The organism is Pseudoroseomonas ludipueritiae (assembly GCF_014490445.1).
Lineage (GTDB): Bacteria > Pseudomonadota > Alphaproteobacteria > Acetobacterales > Acetobacteraceae > Pseudoroseomonas > Pseudoroseomonas ludipueritiae.
Map to the genome: position 1 here is coordinate 1 of NZ_JACTUZ010000101.1, position 16,496 is coordinate 16,496.

Annotated in this window: 16 protein-coding genes; 13 read left to right on the forward strand and 3 right to left on the reverse strand. The window is 71.1% G+C overall.

Annotated elements, in window-relative coordinates; genetic code table 11:
- The 8 genes from IBL25_RS17980 to IBL25_RS18015 all read left to right on the forward strand — a co-directional run.
- Window positions 1–731 (forward strand): TrmH family RNA methyltransferase (locus tag IBL25_RS17980; RefSeq protein ID WP_194433758.1); only part of this gene is annotated, 731 nt, incomplete at its 5' end.
- An 89-nt stretch (window positions 732–820) separates the two neighbouring features.
- On the forward strand, window positions 821–1,819 hold the full coding sequence (locus IBL25_RS17985; protein WP_187779904.1) for a Bug family tripartite tricarboxylate transporter substrate binding protein: 999 nt from the start codon (window positions 821–823) through the stop codon (window positions 1,817–1,819).
- 357 nt (window positions 1,820–2,176) lie between these two features.
- Entirely contained in the window at window positions 2,177–2,800 is a 624-nt protein-coding gene (locus tag IBL25_RS17990; RefSeq protein ID WP_187779905.1) for a DedA family protein, read from the forward strand.
- A gap of 32 nt (window positions 2,801–2,832) precedes the next feature.
- On the forward strand, window positions 2,833–4,395 hold the full coding sequence (locus IBL25_RS17995; protein ID WP_187779906.1) for a TerC family protein: 1,563 nt from the start codon (window positions 2,833–2,835) through the stop codon (window positions 4,393–4,395).
- A 9-nt stretch (window positions 4,396–4,404) separates the two neighbouring features.
- Window positions 4,405–4,833, forward strand: a complete 429-nt coding sequence (locus tag IBL25_RS18000; protein WP_187779907.1) for a YqaA family protein — start codon at window positions 4,405–4,407, stop codon at window positions 4,831–4,833.
- 115 nt (window positions 4,834–4,948) lie between these two features.
- A complete protein-coding gene (locus IBL25_RS18005) occupies window positions 4,949–6,991 on the forward strand; it encodes a hypothetical protein (protein ID WP_187779908.1) in 2,043 nt (680 codons plus the stop codon).
- 86 nt (window positions 6,992–7,077) lie between these two features.
- Entirely contained in the window at window positions 7,078–7,938 is an 861-nt protein-coding gene (locus tag IBL25_RS18010) for a DUF2272 domain-containing protein (RefSeq protein ID WP_187779909.1), read from the forward strand.
- A gap of 15 nt (window positions 7,939–7,953) precedes the next feature.
- A complete protein-coding gene (locus IBL25_RS18015) occupies window positions 7,954–9,084 on the forward strand; it encodes an NADH:flavin oxidoreductase/NADH oxidase (RefSeq protein WP_187779910.1) in 1,131 nt (376 codons plus the stop codon).
- A gap of 32 nt (window positions 9,085–9,116) precedes the next feature.
- Here IBL25_RS18015 and IBL25_RS18020 read toward each other — a convergent pair whose 3' ends face one another.
- The gene (locus IBL25_RS18020) at window positions 9,117–9,662 is read right to left on the reverse strand and encodes a DUF1003 domain-containing protein (RefSeq protein WP_187779911.1); all 546 of its coding nucleotides are present in this window, start codon (window positions 9,660–9,662) and stop codon (window positions 9,117–9,119) included.
- Window positions 9,663–9,842: 180 nt separating this feature from the next.
- On the opposite strand from IBL25_RS18020, the gene IBL25_RS18025 reads away from it, so the two are divergent.
- From IBL25_RS18025 to IBL25_RS18040, 4 genes are read left to right on the forward strand one after another with little or no spacing between them, the layout of a single operon-like run.
- On the forward strand, window positions 9,843–10,379 hold the full coding sequence (locus IBL25_RS18025) for an invasion associated locus B family protein (protein ID WP_187779912.1): 537 nt from the start codon (window positions 9,843–9,845) through the stop codon (window positions 10,377–10,379).
- Between the two features lie 22 nt (window positions 10,380–10,401).
- The gene (gene rlmN, locus IBL25_RS18030) at window positions 10,402–11,625 is read left to right on the forward strand and encodes a 23S rRNA (adenine(2503)-C(2))-methyltransferase RlmN (protein WP_187779913.1); all 1,224 of its coding nucleotides are present in this window, start codon (window positions 10,402–10,404) and stop codon (window positions 11,623–11,625) included.
- Between the two features lie 4 nt (window positions 11,626–11,629).
- On the forward strand, window positions 11,630–12,838 hold the full coding sequence (locus IBL25_RS18035) for an MFS transporter (protein ID WP_187779914.1): 1,209 nt from the start codon (window positions 11,630–11,632) through the stop codon (window positions 12,836–12,838).
- Between the two features lie 33 nt (window positions 12,839–12,871).
- Window positions 12,872–14,110, forward strand: a complete 1,239-nt coding sequence (locus IBL25_RS18040) for an MFS transporter (RefSeq protein ID WP_187779915.1) — start codon at window positions 12,872–12,874, stop codon at window positions 14,108–14,110.
- Window positions 14,111–14,418: 308 nt separating this feature from the next.
- Here the strand turns inward: IBL25_RS18040 and IBL25_RS18045 are convergent, their stop codons facing one another.
- Window positions 14,419–15,072, reverse strand: a complete 654-nt coding sequence (locus IBL25_RS18045) for a hypothetical protein (RefSeq protein ID WP_187779916.1) — start codon at window positions 15,070–15,072, stop codon at window positions 14,419–14,421.
- Between the two features lie 183 nt (window positions 15,073–15,255).
- On the opposite strand from IBL25_RS18045, the gene IBL25_RS18050 reads away from it, so the two are divergent.
- Window positions 15,256–15,783: an ankyrin repeat domain-containing protein gene (locus IBL25_RS18050; protein WP_187779917.1), complete on the forward strand. Its 528-nt coding sequence runs from the start codon at window positions 15,256–15,258 to the stop codon at window positions 15,781–15,783.
- 141 nt (window positions 15,784–15,924) lie between these two features.
- Here the strand turns inward: IBL25_RS18050 and IBL25_RS18055 are convergent.
- Window positions 15,925–16,496 (reverse strand): NAD(P)(+) transhydrogenase (Re/Si-specific) subunit beta (locus IBL25_RS18055; protein ID WP_187779918.1); only part of this gene is annotated, 572 nt, incomplete at its 5' end.

Consider the following 16,496-nt stretch of genomic DNA (forward strand, 5'->3'; position numbering starts at 1 on the left):
CGGCCCCGCCCCGCGCACCGGAACCCGACCGGATCTGCGGCCCCGTGGCGGTCGCCGCCCTTTTCGCGCACCGGCCACAGGCGGCGCTGCGGCTCTTCTACCTGCCCGCCCGGCGGCTGGAGGCCGGCCCCTTCTGCGCCCAGCTCGCCCGCGCCCGGAAGCCCTACCGGGAAGTGCCGGCGGCGGAACTGGCCAGGATCGCCGGCACCACGCATCACGGCGGCATCGTCGCCATCGCCACGCCACGCGCCGTTCCCGCCCTGCCGGCCGCCGAGGCCCTGCCGGCCCGGCTGCTGCCGGTGCTGGACGGCATCGGCAACCCGCATAACCTGGGCGCCATCGCCCGCTCCGCCGCCTTCTTCGGTTGCGAGGCGCTGGTGATCTCGGGCGACCCGCGGCAGGCAGGCCTGTCGGATTCCGCCTGGCGCACCAGCGAGGGCGGGCTGGAGGCGCTTTCCCTCTACCGCGCCGCCGACCTGCCCTCCGCCCTGGCTGCCCTGGCGCCGCGCTTCCTGACGGTGGCCGCCGTGGCGCGTGGGGGCGAGCCGCCGGAAGCCCTGGCGAATGACCCCCGCCCCGTGGCGCTGGTGCTGGGCAACGAGGAACAGGGGCTGGCCGCGCCCACCATCGCCGCCTGCGCGCGGCAGGTCACGCTGCCGGGCTCCGGCGCCGTGGAAAGCCTGAACGTATCGGTGGCAGCGGCGGTGCTGATCCATGCCCTGAGGCGATGACAGGCCTTTTGCGTCGCAAGACCTCTTGCTCCGGCCGCGGCAAAGGAGTGAAACCCTATCCCGGACCTCAGCCGGAGCCTCCCAAAACCATGACCATCCGCCGTCGCGCCCTTCTGGGCGCTGCCGCCACCTTGCCCTTCGCCGCCCCCAGCATCCTGCGGGCGCAGGAGAGCTTTCCCTCCCGCACCCTGCGCATCGTCGTCCCCTATGCCCCGGGCGGCTCGGTGGACCTCACCGCCCGCCTGATCGCCGAGAAGCTGCAGCCCGTGCTGGGGCAGAGCGTGGTGGTGGACAACCGCGGCGGCGCCGGCGGCAACCTCGGCGTCTCCGAGGCCGCCCGCTCCGAGAAGGACGGCCACACCATGGTGCTGGCCTCCGCCTCCATCCTCTGCGCCAACAAGTTCCTGTACCGGAAGTCGATGCCGATCGACCCGATCAAGGACCTGGGCCCGATCACCCGCGTGACCACCGGCACGGTGTTCATGACGGTGAATGCCAACAGCCCCTACAAGACCTTCCAGGACGTCATCGCGGCGGCCAAGAAGGACCCGGGCAAGCTGACCATGGGCTCCTCCGGCACCGGCACGATCAGCCACCTGACCATCGCCAAGGTCTCCAAGGTGACGGGCGCCGACATCACCCATGTGCCCTATCGCGGCGGCGCCCCGGCGCTGCAGGACCTGCTGGCCGGCAACATCGACATGATGTTCGACGTCATCCCGCTCTCCATGTCCAACGTGCGCGAAGGCCGCCTGCGCGTCCTGGCCGCCGCCTCCGCCGAGCGCGTGACCTATTCGCCGGAACTGAAGGACGTGCCGGCGATGAAGGAACTGCTGCCCGGCAGCAACATCGACATGCAGTCCTGGTACGGCATGAACCTGCCGGCCGGCGTGCCCGCCGACCGCGTCGCCAAGCTGCACGCGGCGCTGGTGAAGGTGGTGGATAACGCCGACTTCCGCAGCAAGATGGAGCCCAATGGCTTCACCACCGTGGTGGATGCCAGCCCGGCGGCCTATGGCGCCTACATGCAGGAGCAGGAAAAGCTCTGGAAGGGCTTGGTCGAGGATTCGGGCGCGAGCCTGGACTGATTTCCGGGGAAGCGGGCGGGGCCAAAGAGGGCTCCGCCTTCTCTGGACACTCCCGCTGGGGTGACAGGATCACCCCAGGCCCCGCCATCAGTTTGGTGGCACGGCGGTCCGCCGAAGGTCCATGATCTCCGGTGACGGCGGGCCCAGCCCGCGGGGCCTTTCTGAAGATCTCAACGCGGGCTGCTGGCGTCACGTCCTTCAGGCCCCAATCTCAAACTGACAGCGGGGTTCCGGGGTGGACTTTCCACCCCGGCGGGGGTTCCAAGGGGGCGGCGCCCCCTTGGCCGCGGATGACATTTCGTATCTCACCCGCAAGAGCCCCTGGCAGCCGCACCCCCGACCTGTTACCGGATGTTCATGTTGGAAGACTGGACATCAGGCTTCGAGGCCTGGCTGCGCGCGCATGCCGCCTGGGGTGCGCCGCTGACCTTCGTGATCGCCTTCCTGGAATCCTTCCCCATTGTCAGCATCCTGGTGCCGTCCACGGCGCTGCTGCTGGGCATCGGCGCGCTGCTGGGGGCTGAGATCCTGCCCCCTGGCCCGGTGCTGCTGGCCTGCATGGCGGGCGGCATCCTGGGCGACGCGGCGGGCTACTGGCTTTCGCGCGCCATCGGCGGGCGGCGGGTGCGGCGCTGGCTGCCAGCCTCCTGCCGCCGGCCTTACGCCTGGTCCGTGGTGGTGTTCCGCCGCTGGGGCTGGTGGGCGGTCTTCATTGGCCGCTTCCTGGGCCCGATGCGTGCCGTGACGCCGCTGGCCGCCGGCGTCACCGGCATGGGGCAGCGCCGCTTCCAGAGCGCCAATATCCTCTCCGCCCTGATCTGGGCTCCGGTGATGCTGATGCCGGGCAGCATCGGCGGCTGGCTGGCGCGGCAGATGGGGCCGGAGCCCGATCCGCTGGCCATCGCCGCCGTGCTGGGCGGCCTTGTGCTGCTCTGGCTGGGCTGGCAGCGGCTGCGTCCCCGGCTGGCCACGCCGCGCTGAGCACGACCGCCTCCCGGAACCGATAGCCGCCCATGGAATGGATCGCCGACCCCACCGCCTGGCTGGGCCTGGGGACCTTGATCGTGCTGGAGCTGGTGCTCGGCATCGACAACCTGATCTTTATCGCCATCCTGGCCGACAAGCTGCCGCCGGAACAGCGCAACCGCGCCCGGCTCATCGGCCTGGGGCTGGCGCTGCTGATGCGGCTGGGGCTGCTGGCGGCCATTTCCTGGATCGTGGGCCTGACGGCGCCGCTGTTCTCCGTCGCGGGCATCAGCATCACCGGGCGCGGGCTGATCCTGGTGCTGGGCGGCCTCTTCCTGCTGTTCAAGGCCACGATGGAGTTGCACGAGCGGCTGGAAGGCGGCCACGAGGCCAAGGAAGGCCCGCGCGTCTGGGCCAGCTTCTGGCAGGTGGTGGCGCAGATCGTGGTGCTGGACGCGGTCTTCTCGCTCGATTCCGTCATCACGGCCATCGGCATGGTGCAGCACCTGTCCATCATGTACATCGCGGTGGTGGTGGCCATGGCGGTGATGGTGGCCGCCAGCCGGCCGTTGATGCGCTTCGTTTCGGCGCATCCGACGGTGGTGATCCTCTGCCTCGGCTTCCTGCTGATGATCGGCTTCAGCCTGATCGTCGAGGGCCTCGGCTTCCACTTCCCCAAGGGCTACCTCTACGCCGCCATCGGCTTCTCCATCCTGATCGAGGCCTTCAACCAGCTCGCCCGGCGCGGCCATGCCCGCGCCATGAGCACCGGCGACCTGCGGGACCGCACCGCCATGGCGGTGCTGCGCCTGCTGGGCGGCGGCCAGGCGGAGGCCGAGCCGGTGCGGGAGGCGGATGGCGAGCCCGCGCCGCCCCCGGCCTTCGGGCCGCAGGAACGCTCCATGGTGCAGGGCGTGATGGCGCTGGGCGAGCGGCCCGTGCGCTCGGTCATGACGCCGCGCAACGAGGTGGTCTGGCTGGATATCGAGGACCCGCCGGCCGAGCACCGCCGCGCCCTGGTGGAAAGCGGCCGCTCCCGCCTGCTGGTCTGCCGCGGCCGGGTGGAGGAGATCGTCGGCGTCGCCCTGGCCAAGGACCTGCTGCGGGACCTGCTGGAGCATGGCGCCATCGACCCCGCGCGTTCCGTCCGCCCGCCGCTGGTGGTGCATGACCGGCTGGACGTGCTGCGGCTGATGGAGCGGCTGCGCGGCGCCCCGGTGCAGATGGCGGTGGTGCTGGACGAATACGGCACGCTGCAGGGTGTCGCCACGCCCACCGATATCTTCGAGGCCATCGCCGGCGAATTCCCCGAGGGCGAGGCCGGCCTGCCGCTGATGGAGCAGCAGGCCGACGGCATCTGGCTGCTGGACGCGCATCTGGACCTGCACAGCCTGGACCGCCAGCTCGGCACCCGGCTGGCGGATGAGGCGGGGCAATATTCCACCGTTTCCGGCTACCTGATGGCCCGGCTGGGCCGGCTGCCGGTGCTGGGGGACGTGGTGCAGGTGCCGCAGGAAGCCGGCAGCCTGGTCTTCGAGGTGACGGCGGTGCAGGGCTTCCGCCCCGAGCGCCTGCGGCTGCGCCAGAATCCCGCCGAAGCCCAGGGCTGAACCCAGCCGGTGGAGGCCCTGGCGGCTTATGGCGGGCTTTTCGCCGCCGCCTTCCTGGCCGCCACCCTGCTGCCGGCGCAGTCCGAGGCGCTGCTGGCCGCGCTGCTGCTGGGCGGCCAATACCCGGCCTGGGCGCTGGTGGCCGTGGCGGGGGCCGGGAATGTCGGCGGCTCGCTGATGAACTACGCGCTGGGGCGGGGGTTGGAGAGCTTCAGCAACCGGCGCTGGTTCCCCGTCTCCCCCGCCGCCCTGGCCCGGGCGCGGCGGGTCTATGCCCGGCATGGCCGCTGGGTGCTGCTGCTGAGCTGGCTGCCGGTGGTGGGGGACCCGCTGACCCTGGTGGCGGGGGTGATGCGGGAGAAGCTCTGGGTCTTCCTGGCGCTGGTGACGCTGGGCAAAGTCGGCCGCTATGCCGTGCTGGCGGCCATGCTGGGCTGAGGCCGGCATCCCACCTTCAGGTTGCGCCGGGATGGCCGCGGCCTGACGGGCCTGCACAGGCCGGCCCCGGGGGTATAGGATACGGCTAATCGATAGCCGCACCGGATCTTTGCCAATGCCCGATATGCTTCGCCCACCCGAGCGGGACCGCCTGATCGCTTATCTTGAGCGGAACCTGGCGCGCCCCCGGCAGCTCGGCGGGGTGGAGGTGCTGGCGCTGCGCGACAATCCCGGCGGCGGCTCGCCCGAGGCCGAATTGTGCTGGACCGCCGATACGGCGGCGGCGGTGGAGCTGCTCTCCCTCCCCGCCCTACGCCCGCGCTGGGCGGCGCTGGGAGACCGGCTGACCGACTTCCTGCTGGCCATGGGCGAGGACACGCTGCTGCATGACCGCACCGCCCGCGCCGGCTGCATGGTGGACAGCCTAGACCCGCGCGACTTCCGGGTGCTGACCGGCACGCATGAATTCACCGGCGACCTTTCGCGCGGCCTGGTGCGGCAGGCGCTGCGCGGCCCCGCCGCCAGCCGGCACAGCGGCCCGGCCATGGCGCGCGAGGTGCTGCATACCGGCAACCTGGTGGAATTCCGCATCGGCAAGCGCAGCTATTGCCTGGATGTGGAGGACACGGTTGTCCGCTTCGGGCTGGTGCCGCAGGAAGACGGCGGCATGATGCTCTTCCATGAAAGCGAGTTGCGCGCCCAGCACGGGCTGCTGCGGCGGGAAGGCATCGTCGGCACCCTGCGCTACGAATACACCCTGCGGCCGGAGGACCCTCGGCTCGGGCTGCGCGTCTCGCTGCAGGCGGCGCGCGGCGTCTCGCTGAGCGAGGTGCGCGTCACCACGGCGCTGGACGAACTCTCCGGCGGCCCGCCGGGCCGCTCCTTCGGCCGCATCGTGCTGGGCGCCGATGGCCGCCTGCGCCCGCTGCGGCTGGAGGCCGAGGCCCTGGCCAATCTGCACCAGGGCCCGGCCCAGTCGCTGAGCCTGGTGGAGGAAGCGCAGCCCGCCGCCGCCACCGGCCTGCATCTGCACATGCCCTTGGCGCAGCGGCTGCGCAGCATCAAGCTGGCGACGCGCACGATCGAGGGCGTGGTGCGGCCGCACTGGCTGCTGACCCGCTACCAGGCCGCCAGCCTGCCCGCTGGCGAGAGCCTCGCGGTGCAGGAGGAGCGGCTGCTGGCCGCCGGCACCCTGGCGGGTTCCGAGCGCGCCTATGCCGCCCTGCTGGCCGACCCGGCGCTGCTGGCCGGGCGCGACCCCGGCACCGGGGAAGCCCAGGGCGTGGCGCTCAATGCCGTGGCGGCGCAGCTTCTCTTCACCGGCAGCGGCGCCTATGGGCAGGCCGAGGCCCCGCCCCTGGCGCCGGAGCGGCTGGCGCGGCTACGCGCCTGGTACGACCGGCATATCCTGGCCTTCTTCGCCGCCATGGCCGATGCCGCGGCCGCGGACAGCCCGGTATCGGCGCTGCGCCCCGGCCGCGTCGGGCTGCGCGGGCTGAGCTTCGCGCTGCTCTCGCTGGAGATGATGGCGCGGCTGCCTGCCACGCCCGGCGCGCCGGATTACCACGCGCTGCTGGAAGCGGGGCTGCAGGCGCTGCTGGCGCGGCAGGACACCACGGATTCCGAGGGCACCTTCACCGAGGCCGATGGCGAGGCGGCGATGGATGGCCATGCCGCCGCCATGCTGCTGCTGGCCCGGCTGGCGCTGCGGCGCCCGGAGGACCGGCTGGCGGCGGCATTGCGGCGCGGCCTGGGGGCGCTGCGGCTGGGCCCTTCGCTGCGCGGCGGAGAGCCAAGGGCACAGCACCATCCGCTGCTGCGGGCCCGCCGTGCCGATGGCGCCTGGTCCGGCGACGATGGCTTCCGCTCCGCCCGGCTGGGGCTGCTGATGCGCGCCATGGCCGTGCTGATGGAAGCCGAGAAGGCCGGCGCCGTGCCGCTGCAGCCGGCGGAGCGCGAGCATATGCAGGCGCTCTTCGATACCTGCTTCCGGCTGCTGCGCGGCCGCGTGCGGCTGCAGGGGGAGGATCTGGAGGCGCTCTCCAGCCCCGTCGCCAGCGCCGGTGACGCCGCCACCCAGCCCCTGGTGCTGCTGGCGCTGCTGTCGCCGGACGAGGCGGCGCTGGCCGCCGGCGCCCCCGCGCCGCAGCCAGCCTGAGCCGGCGCAAGGCCAGGCTCCAGCTTGGAGGCGGCGGGCCGGGGGGTGATAAGACCCCCCGTGTCCGAGAAGGAATCCTCGCGCCCATGCCTACCGCCTTCCGCCTGGCCCTGCCCCTGCTGGGCATGCTGCTGCTGGCCGCCTGCGCCACCCCGGCCCCGCCACCGCCGGCCCCGCCGCTCTCCTACCCCGCCTCGGCGCGGGAGCGGATGCAGCGCATCGCGCTGGAGGAATGGGCGGAATGGGGCCGCATCGTGGTGCGGGACGGCGCCCGCCCGGCCGGGCCCAGCCAGGAGTCTCAACTGGCCAATTTCCCCCGCGTGCTGGCCTATTGGCGCGCTGTGGAAGGCGAGGGCCGTGCCGCCATCGACCGCAACCGTGACCGCTATGCCACCGTGCTGAGCTACCCCGGGGCCCCCGGCGGCATCTGGAGCGAGCCCGCCTGGTCGGCCGCCTTCATCTCCTTCGTGCTGCGCAATGCGGGCGTGGACCAGCGGGAATTCCCGCCTTCGGCCGCCCATGCCTTCTATATCGACGGCATGCTGCGGGACGCGGCGGCCTTTCCCGCCCAGGCACCCTTCATCCCGCGTGCGGTGGAAAGCTATGCGCCCGTGCCGGGGGATCTGGTCTGCGCCGACCGCTCCCGCCGCCCGCTGCGCTCCTGGCAGGAGCGGCTGGCCGAGAGCGGGCAGTTTCGCCCCATGCATTGCGACATCGTGGTGGCGGCGGAGCCCGGCGCCGTGCAGGCGGTCGGCGGCAATATCGCGGATGCCGTGACCTTGTCGGTTTTTCCCACCGACTCGGCAGGTCGGGTATTGGCACGGCCTTCGGGACAGCCCACTTGGTTCGCCATATTCGAAAACCGCCTGGGCCGCCTGCCGCCCTTCGGCGGGCCTGCCGCCCTCACGCCCATCGCGGCGCGCGGGGGCCATGGCCCGTCGTCCTGAACGGAGATCTCCCTTTTGACCGACCTTTTCTCCCCGATCACGCTGCGCGGGGTGACGATCCGTAACCGCATCGGCGTGGCGCCGATGTGCCAGTATTCCTGCGACCCGCGCGGCGATGCCGCCGGCAAGGCCACCGACTGGCACCTGGCGCATCTGCATGCCCGCGCCATCGGCGGCGCCGGCCTGGTGGTGACGGAAGCCACCGCCGTGGTGCCGGAAGGCCGCATCACGCCGCAGGACCTGGGCCTCTGGAGCGACGACCAGATCGCCGGCCATGCGCGCATCGCGCAGGTCATCGCCTCCGCCGGCGCGGTGCCGGGCATCCAGATCGCCCATGCCGGGCGCAAGGCCAGCACCAACCCGCCCTGGCAGGGTGGCGTGGCCGGTGACGACGCGCATGGCTGGGTGCCGGTGGCCCCCAGCGCCCTGGCCTTCCCCGGCCTGCGGGAGCCGCGCGCGATGTCGGAGGCGGAGATCCTTTCCACGATCGCGGCCTTCGCCGCCACCGCCCGCCGCGCGGTTGAGGCCGGCTACCGCTTCATCGAGCTGCACGCGGCGCATGGCTACCTGCTGCACCAGTTCCTTTCGCCGCTGTCCAACCAGCGCAATGACGGCTGGGGCGGCGATTTCGCCGGGCGCAGCCGCATCGTGCTGGAAGCGGTGAAGGCCGTGCGCGCCGTGATGCCGGACGACATGCCGCTGGGCATCCGCTTCTCCCACACCGACTGGCTGGACGGCGGCTGGACCACCGAGGAGACGGTGGAGCTCTCCCGCCAGGTGAAGGCGCTGGGCGTGGACCTGGTGGATGTCTCCTCCGGCGCGCTGCTGCCGGCCAAGATCCCGCTGGAGCCGGGCTACCAGGTGCCGGGCGCCCGCGCGGTGCGGCACGGGGCGGAAGTCGCGGTGGCGGCGGTCGGCCTGATCACCGAGCCGAAGCACGCGCAGGAGATCCTGGAGGCCGGCGATGCCGACATGATCTTCCTGGCCCGCGCCCTGCTGCGCGACCCCTACTGGCCGCTGCATGCCGCCGAGGCCCTGGGCCGGGCGGAAGCCTTGAAGGCGCCGGCGCAATACGACCGCGCCTGGGGTTCGGCGGGCACCAAGGGCGTGGATTTCGCCACCGCCGCGCCGCTGCCGGCGCTCTGAGCCGGGTGGGCCGGGCGCGGCCGCGCCCGGCCTCAGTTCTTCCGCTGGCGCGCCTCCAGCGCGTCCAGCACCACCTCGGGCGCCACGTCCTTGGTGGCCTCCTGGACCTCCGGGTCCTTTGTGGCCTCGATCCCCATCTTCTGCGCCATGGCGGTGACCAGCTCGGTCAGTGTCGTCAGCTCATGCTCGGTCAGCAGGTTGATCTGCAGGTCCAGATCGGCGCGCTTGTCGGCCGCCGCCGCCATGCGGTTCTGGCTGATCAGCACGAAGGTGGAGAGGAAGATAGCCTCCACCGAGGCCACCATGGCCAGCACCACGAAGGACGGGTCGAAGCGCGGCACCCCGGGCACCAGCCCCAGGTTGACCACGATCCAGCAGCCGTAAAGCGCCAGGTGCAGATAGACGAAGCGCATGCTGCCGGTGAAGGCGGTGATGGCCTGGGCCACCCGCTCCTCCCGAGTCGCGGTGGCGGCTTCCTGGCGCCGCCGCTCCTCCAGCGCCTCGATGTTCCGGCGAAGCGCGGCACTGAGGCTTTCCGGGCGCGGTGGCGGCACGGTGAGGGCAGGATTCGTGGGCATATCGGGCACAATCCTTGGCTGGCGGGTGCTGCCGGCGCTGAATAAAGCCCGCGCCGTCCGGCCGGTTGCGGCATTGCGGCGGAGCCTTGGCCGCTATCCGTTGCGATAAGCGGCGCACGCGTATCGGACTACCTCTTTGTGCGGTTGCGGTGCGGCAGGGCGAACCTTAATTGGTGGGGCATGACACGGCTCCTCCCCCTCCTTCTGTTGCTGGGCGCCGCCGGCGGTTCGCTGGTGGGCGTCTCCGGTGTGGCATTGGCACAGCAGAAGCCGGCTCAGGCCGGCCCGCGCGCGCTTGGCACCTTCCAGGACTGGACGGCGGCGACCTATGCCGAAGCCGGCAAGAAGGTCTGCTACGCCTTCACCCGCGCCAGCAAGACGGAGGGCGCCGGCAGCCGGCAGAATGTCATGCTGACCGTGACGCACCGGCAGCAGGGCCGTGACCAGGTGGCCGTCCGCTCCGGCTATACCTATGCCCGCAATGCCGAGGTCGAGGTCAAGGTCGGCTCCAATGAGCTGCCCTTCTACACCGCGCAGGACAATGCCTTCGCGCGTGAGGGCGCCAAGGCCGTGGCCGCCTTCAAGGGCGGCGCCGATGCCGTCTCCACCGGCCCCGGTCCGCAGGGGCGCGGCAAGGCCACCGATACCTTCTCCCTCTCCGGCTTCACCGCCGCCTATGAAGCCATCAGCAAGGAATGCCCGCCCGGCCGTCGCTGAGGCAGCAGTTCGGAACCTAGTCATGACCCATCCCGCCGCCGCTGACGTCAGCCTGCCCGAGGCCGCCGCCGACCTGACCGCGGCCGAGCGTTCCCGTATCCTGGCCAAGGCCGCCCTCTTCGCGCCCCCCGCCGCGACCCTCGCGGACGGGCGCAAGGAGCTGGTGGGCCTGTCGCGCGAGGAACTGGCGGCGGAGATGGTGGCGATGGGCGAGAAGCCCTTTCGCGCCAAGCAGCTCTGGCACTGGATCTACCATCAGGGCGTCACCGACTTCGCGAAGATGCCCACCATCGCCAAGCCGATGCAGCGCAAGCTGGAGGAGCGCTTCGTGGTGGGCCGCCCCGGGGTGAACCTGGAGCAGACCAGCACGGACGGCACGCGCAAGTGGCTCTTTGGCTTCCGCGACGGGCAGCAGGTCGAGACGGTCTATATCCCCGACCAGCAGGAAGACCGCGGCGCTGTCTGCATCTCCACCCAGGTGGGCTGCACGCTGAGCTGCAAGTTCTGCCACACCGGCACGCAGAAGCTGGTGCGCAACCTGGGCGCGGCCGAGATCGTCGGCCAGTTCATGGCGGCGCGCGACAGCTACAACGAATGGCCCAGCCCGACGGACGGCACGCCGCGCCTCCTGTCCAACATCGTCATCATGGGCATGGGCGAGCCGCTCTATAACTACGAGAACGTCGCCAAGGCGATGCGCATCGTGATGGACAACGAGGGCATCGCGCTTTCCCGCCGCCGCATCACGCTTTCCACCTCCGGCGTCGTGCCGATGATGGACAAGTGCGGCCAGGAGCTGGCGGTGGGCCTCGCGGTCTCGCTGCACGCCGTGCGCAACGACATCCGCGACGAGATCGTGCCGCTGAACCGCAAGTATCCGATCGAGGAGCTGATGGCCGCCTGCCGCCGCTACCCGGCGGCGTCCAACGCGCGGCGCATCACCTTCGAATACGTCATGCTGAAGGGCGTGAACGACTCGGAGGCCGATGCGCGCGAGCTGGTGCGGCTGCTGCACGGCATTCCGGCCAAGGTGAACCTGATCCCGTTCAACCCCTGGCCCGGCAGTCCCTACGAGACCTCCTCCAACAACGCCATCCACCGCTTCGCCAAGGTGGTCTCGGATGCCGGCTACTCCTCGCCCATCCGCACCCCGCGCGGGCGCGACATCCTGGCCGCCTGCGGGCAGCTAAAGACCGAGAGCGAGCGCAAGCGCGCCGCCAAGACCGCCGCCCCGGCCGCGGCGTAACGGCATGAGCGAGCAGGCGGTGGGCAAGGCCGCCCCGGGTGTTTCCTCCGGGGCGGCGGCCTCCACCGTCCTGCCGCTGCTCTCTCTGGCGGCCTTCGCCACCGGCTGCGGCATGCGGATGCTGGACCCGCTGCTGCCGACGCTCGCCGCCGACCTGCGCGTCACGGTGGCCGAGGCCGCCATCGTCATCTCCGCCTTCTCCCTCCCCTACGGCCTCTGCCAGATGGTGCTGGGGCCGCTGGGGGACCGCTTCGGCAAGCTGCGCGTGCTGGTGCTGGGGCTGCTGCTCTATAGCCTGGCCATGGCCGCCTGCTCCCTGGCCGGTAATCTGGGTCATCTGGTGGCGCTGCGGGCCGCGACCGGCGCTCTGGCCGGCGCCATCGTGCCGCTGGCCATGGCCTGGATCGGCGACAACGTTCCCTATGCCGATCGGCAGGCCACCCTGGGCCGCTTCCTGACCGGCATGGTCATGGCGCAATTGCTGGCCGGGCCGCTCTCCGGCGTGGTGGGGCAGGCGCTGGGCTGGCGCGCGGTCTTCCTGCTGGTGGGCGCGCAGGCGATGCTGACCGGCTTCGGCATCATGGCCGTGCTGGGCCGCCGGCTCTGGCGTCCGGACAAGCCCGCCAGCGCCGGTAGCGGCTTTTCCCGCTATCTTTCCCTGCTGCACCGCCCCGCCGGGCGGCGGCTGCTGACGGCAGCCTTTATCGACGGGCTGCTGCTCTTCGGCGGCGCCTTTCCCTTTATCGGCTCCTACCTCATCCAGGTCTTCCACCTGGAAGCCTGGCAGGCCGGGCTGGTGGTGGCGGGCTTCGGCCTCGGCTCCCTGGTCTATACCCGCATGGCGCGGCTGCTGGTCTCCCGCCTGGGCGAGGCACGGGTCTCGCTGGTGGGCGGGCTGGTGCTGGCCGCCGGGCTGGGCGGGCTGGCCCTGGCGCCCAACTGGTGGGTGGTGGCGGGTTTGCAGGCGCTGCTGGGCCTCGCCTTCTTCATGTTCCACGGCACCCTGCAGGCCCGCAGCACCGAGGCGCTGCCGGAAGCCCGCGCCACCGCCGTCTCCGCCTTCGCCATGGCGCTGTTCCTGGGCCAGGCCCTGGGCTCGATCTGCTTCGGCGCCGTCATGGCCCGCGCCGGCTATCCTGGCGCCTTCATGATCGCCGGCGTCGCGATGGCGGCCCTGGCCCTCTGGACACGCGCCACCCTGCTGGCACGATAGCCATCACCTGCCACACGGATTCAAGCAGAGACCATGAATAACAGGGAGGGCTCGGCCGCCTTCGTGGCGCCGCTGCTCGTGCTGGCCCTCGGCCATATGATCTCCAACCTGCTGCGCACGTTGCCGGCCATCTCGGCCGATGTGCTGGCGCGCGATATCGGCACCACGCCGGAAGGGCTGGCCTCGCTGACCGGCGCCTATCACCTGACCTTCGCCATGGGGCAGATCCCCCTCGGCGTGGCGCTGGACCGCTTCGGCGTGAAGCCCGTCGCCCTGACCCTGATGGCGGTGGTGACGCTGGCGGCGGCGGCCTCGGCCATGGTGGGCGGGCCGGTGGGCTTCCTGCTGACCCAGGTGGCGCTGGGCCTGGGCAGTTGCGGCGCCCTGCTCTGCCCCATGACACTGGCGGCCAAGATCCTCAGCCCCGCCAAGTTCGGCCTCTGGTCCGGGCTGATCCAGGGCACGGGCAATACGGGCATGCTGCTCTCGGCCAGCCCGCTGGCCTGGGTGGTGGAGAATTTCGGCTGGCGCATGGGCTTCTGGGTCGCCGCCGGGCTGGCGCTGCTGGTGGCCCTGCTGGTGGCCCGGCTGGTGCCGGCGCCCGTGCCCGCCGCCATGCCCCCCGGCCCCCGCCCTTCCCTGCTGGCCGAGGCGCGGGAGGTCATCCGCCTCGGCCTGTCCCGCCGCCTGCGCGGGCTGGTGCTGCTGGCCTTCGCCTCCTTCGCCGTCATCATGGGGCTGCGCGGCCTCTGGGGCGGCCCCTGGTTGATGGAGATCAAGGGTCTCAGTCGCATCGAGGCCGGCAACCTGCTGCTGCTCTTCACCCTGGCGCTGATCGGCGGCGCCATGCTCAGCGGCATGCTGGACCGCATCCTGGGCCACCGCCGCCTGCTGCTGATCCTGGGCCATGCCGGCGCCAGCCTCTGCCTGCTGCTGCTGGTGGCCGGCGGTCCCGGCGGCTGGCTCTCGGAAATCCTGGGGCTGCCGATGCTGCCGGCGGCCTATGACGCCGCGCTCTTCCTGGCCTTCGGCCTCGCCATCACGGTGCAGCCGCTGGCCTTCGCCATGACCCGTGCCCTGGTGCCGCCGGAACAGGCCGGCAAGGCGCTCTCGGCCGTCAACCTCTCCTTCTTCCTGGGCACGGCGGTGCTCCAGGCGGCCTCCGGCCCCGTGGCGGCCGCCGGGGGCATCGGCGCGGCGCTGGTCTTCCTGGCACTGGCCAACCTGCTCTGCACCGGGTTCTTCATGGTGACCACGCGGCGGCAGGCGTGAACCAGGGGGGAGGGCGGGGCCAAAGAGGGCTCCGCCCTCTCTGGACACTCCCGCCGGGGTGGAAAGTCCACCCCGGACCCCGCTGTCAGTTTCAGGAGCTACGCCTCGAAGGCGTGGCGCCGCGCCAGCCGCAGGCATCGAAATAGAAGAGGGCCACGCGGGCTGAAACCTCAGTCGCCAAGGGTCATGGTCCCTCGGCGGTACCACCGTCCCACCAGCACCAAACAGATGGCGGGGTCTGGGGTGACACTGTCACCCCAGCGGGGAAGGTCCGGAAGGGGCGGCGCTCCTTCCGGCCCCGCTCTCCCTCAGCGGAAGGTCAGTTCCCGCGTCGCGCAGAGGTTCACGTCCCGCCGTTCCTCGCTGCGGCCATCCTCCCAGACGATGCGCAGGTCGTACTGGCATTCGCCGCTGGGCAGGCGGATGGTGCGGCGGCCATGGGCGCGCAGCGTCTCGCGGCCGAGCTGGTCCTGGCCCCAGTCATCCTCGTTGCTCGGGCTGGCATAGATTTCCCGCACCGGGCTATTGGCCTCGTTGCGCAGGGTGAAGCTGGGGTCGCTGCCCTTGCCGCCCTGGCGCTGCGCCTGCCGGGCGCCGGTGCGCTCGGGCGTGCCGATCACCACGTCGCGGTCCTGGCAGGTGTCGATGTCGCGCCGTTCCTCCACCAGCCCGCCTTCGAAGCCGATGCGCAGGTCGGTGCGGCAGCCGCCTTCCGGCGCCATGCGCACGGGCAGGTTGGCGCCATTGGCCAGGGGGCCGCGGCTGCTCAGCCGGTTGTCGCCCCAGTCGTTGCTGTCGAGCGGCGAGGCATAAAGGCGCTCGATCACCCGGTTGCTGCGGTTGACGAGGTTGAAGGAACCGTCCTGGTCCCCCGCCGCCTGGGCAGGCGCGGCCGATAGGAATGCCGCCAGCAGGCCGGCCAGGCCAAGGGCGGACAAGAGGAATGGAGCGGGACGCGGCATCGGACGGTTTTCCTTCGTGGCTCACCATCAGGCGCGGGGGCGCCTGTGGCTAGGCAGCAAGTTGTTGGCCTGATGCCGGCTTTGGCAAGGCCGTTTGGCGTGCAAGATCGCGGGAGAAGCCAGCCTCCCGCAACGCAACGTGCTTCCATGTCTTTGCACCCAGGAACGATGCCGGAGCCCGCCATGTCCCCCACCGAAGCCACTCCGCCGCAATGGGATGAGGAAACCCTGGCCTATGCCGCCCAGGTCTTCCAATGCGCCCGCGCCGGCGATGCCGAGACCATGCGCAACCTGCTGGCGCGCGGCCTGCCCGCCAACCTGACCAACGACAAGGGCGACACGCTGCTGATGCTGGCCAGCTACCATGGCCACCTGGAGACGGTGCGCACCCTGCTGCACCATGGCGCCGACCCCAACCGCCTGAACGACCGTGGCCAGACCCCGCTGGCCGGAGCCGCATTCAAGGGCTTCCCCGAGATCGTCTCGCTGCTGCTGGAGAAAGGCGCGAAGGTCGATCTCTGCGGCGAGGACGGCCGCACCGCCCTGATGACCGCCGCCATGTTCAACCGCCGGGATATCGTGACGCAGTTGCTGTCCTTCGGGGCGAACCCGCATAAGCGGGATGCCCAGGGCCAAACGGCGCAGATGGCGGCGGAGGCCATGGGCGCCACCCAGACGGCGCAGCAACTGGCGGCGTTGAGCACGCCCTGAAGGGCGTGGCGAAGGCTGGGGAATGAATTCCCCAGACCCCTTCTTTTTTTTCGGATTTTCGGCTGCGCCAGGGCGTGGGGAGAACTCGAAGAAAGAAGATGGGGGTCCGGGGGAATTCCTTCCCCCGGCCTTCCTTCTTTCTTACTTCTGCAGCGCCTGGACGATCTGCTGCGTCACCTTCTTGGCGTCGCCGAAGAGCATCATGGTGTTGTCGCGGAAGAACAGCTCGTTCTCCACGCCGGCATAACCGCTGGCCATGCCGCGCTTGATGAAGAACACCGTCTTGGCGCGTTCCACGTCCAGGATGGGCATGCCGTAGATGGCGGAGGACTTGTCGGTCTTGGCCGCCGGGTTGGTCACGTCATTGGCGCCGATCACGAAGGCCACGTCGGCTTCCGCGAATTCGGGGTTGATCTCCTCCAGCTCGTGCACCTCCTCGTAGGGCACGTTGGCCTCGGCCAGCAGCACGTTCATGTGGCCGGGCATGCGGCCCGCGACGGGGTGGATGGCGTAGGAGATCTCGGCGCCTTCCTTCTTCAGCAGGTCGCCCATCTCGCGCAGCACCTGCTGGGCCTGCGCCACCGCCATGCCATAGCCGGGCACGATGATGATCTTGGACGCGTTCTTCATGATATAGGCGGCGTCCTCCGGACTGCCGGACTTCACCGGGCGCGCCGGCTGCGCGGCACCGCCGCCCGCCGCCGCGCCGCCGG

What these genes read in the sequence shown, in the direction of transcription:
- IBL25_RS17995 (WP_187779906.1), top strand. Translation starts at nt 2,833, where the DNA reads ATGGAATGGATCGCCGACCCCACCGCCTGGCTGGGCCTGGGGACCTTG.
- IBL25_RS18035 (WP_187779914.1), top strand. Translation starts at nt 11,630, where the DNA reads ATGAGCGAGCAGGCGGTGGGCAAGGCCGCCCCGGGTGTTTCCTCCGGG.
- IBL25_RS18045 (WP_187779916.1), bottom strand. Translation starts at nt 15,072, where the DNA reads ATGCCGCGTCCCGCTCCATTCCTCTTGTCCGCCCTTGGCCTGGCCGGC.
- IBL25_RS18020 (WP_187779911.1), bottom strand. Translation starts at nt 9,662, where the DNA reads ATGCCCACGAATCCTGCCCTCACCGTGCCGCCACCGCGCCCGGAAAGC.
- IBL25_RS18040 (WP_187779915.1), top strand. Translation starts at nt 12,872, where the DNA reads ATGAATAACAGGGAGGGCTCGGCCGCCTTCGTGGCGCCGCTGCTCGTG.
- IBL25_RS18005 (WP_187779908.1), top strand. Translation starts at nt 4,949, where the DNA reads ATGCCCGATATGCTTCGCCCACCCGAGCGGGACCGCCTGATCGCTTAT.
- IBL25_RS17990 (WP_187779905.1), top strand. Translation starts at nt 2,177, where the DNA reads ATGTTGGAAGACTGGACATCAGGCTTCGAGGCCTGGCTGCGCGCGCAT.
- IBL25_RS18050 (WP_187779917.1), top strand. Translation starts at nt 15,256, where the DNA reads ATGTCCCCCACCGAAGCCACTCCGCCGCAATGGGATGAGGAAACCCTG.
- IBL25_RS18010 (WP_187779909.1), top strand. Translation starts at nt 7,078, where the DNA reads ATGCCTACCGCCTTCCGCCTGGCCCTGCCCCTGCTGGGCATGCTGCTG.
- IBL25_RS18025 (WP_187779912.1), top strand. Translation starts at nt 9,843, where the DNA reads ATGACACGGCTCCTCCCCCTCCTTCTGTTGCTGGGCGCCGCCGGCGGT.
- rlmN (WP_187779913.1), top strand. Translation starts at nt 10,402, where the DNA reads ATGACCCATCCCGCCGCCGCTGACGTCAGCCTGCCCGAGGCCGCCGCC.
- IBL25_RS17985 (WP_187779904.1), top strand. Translation starts at nt 821, where the DNA reads ATGACCATCCGCCGTCGCGCCCTTCTGGGCGCTGCCGCCACCTTGCCC.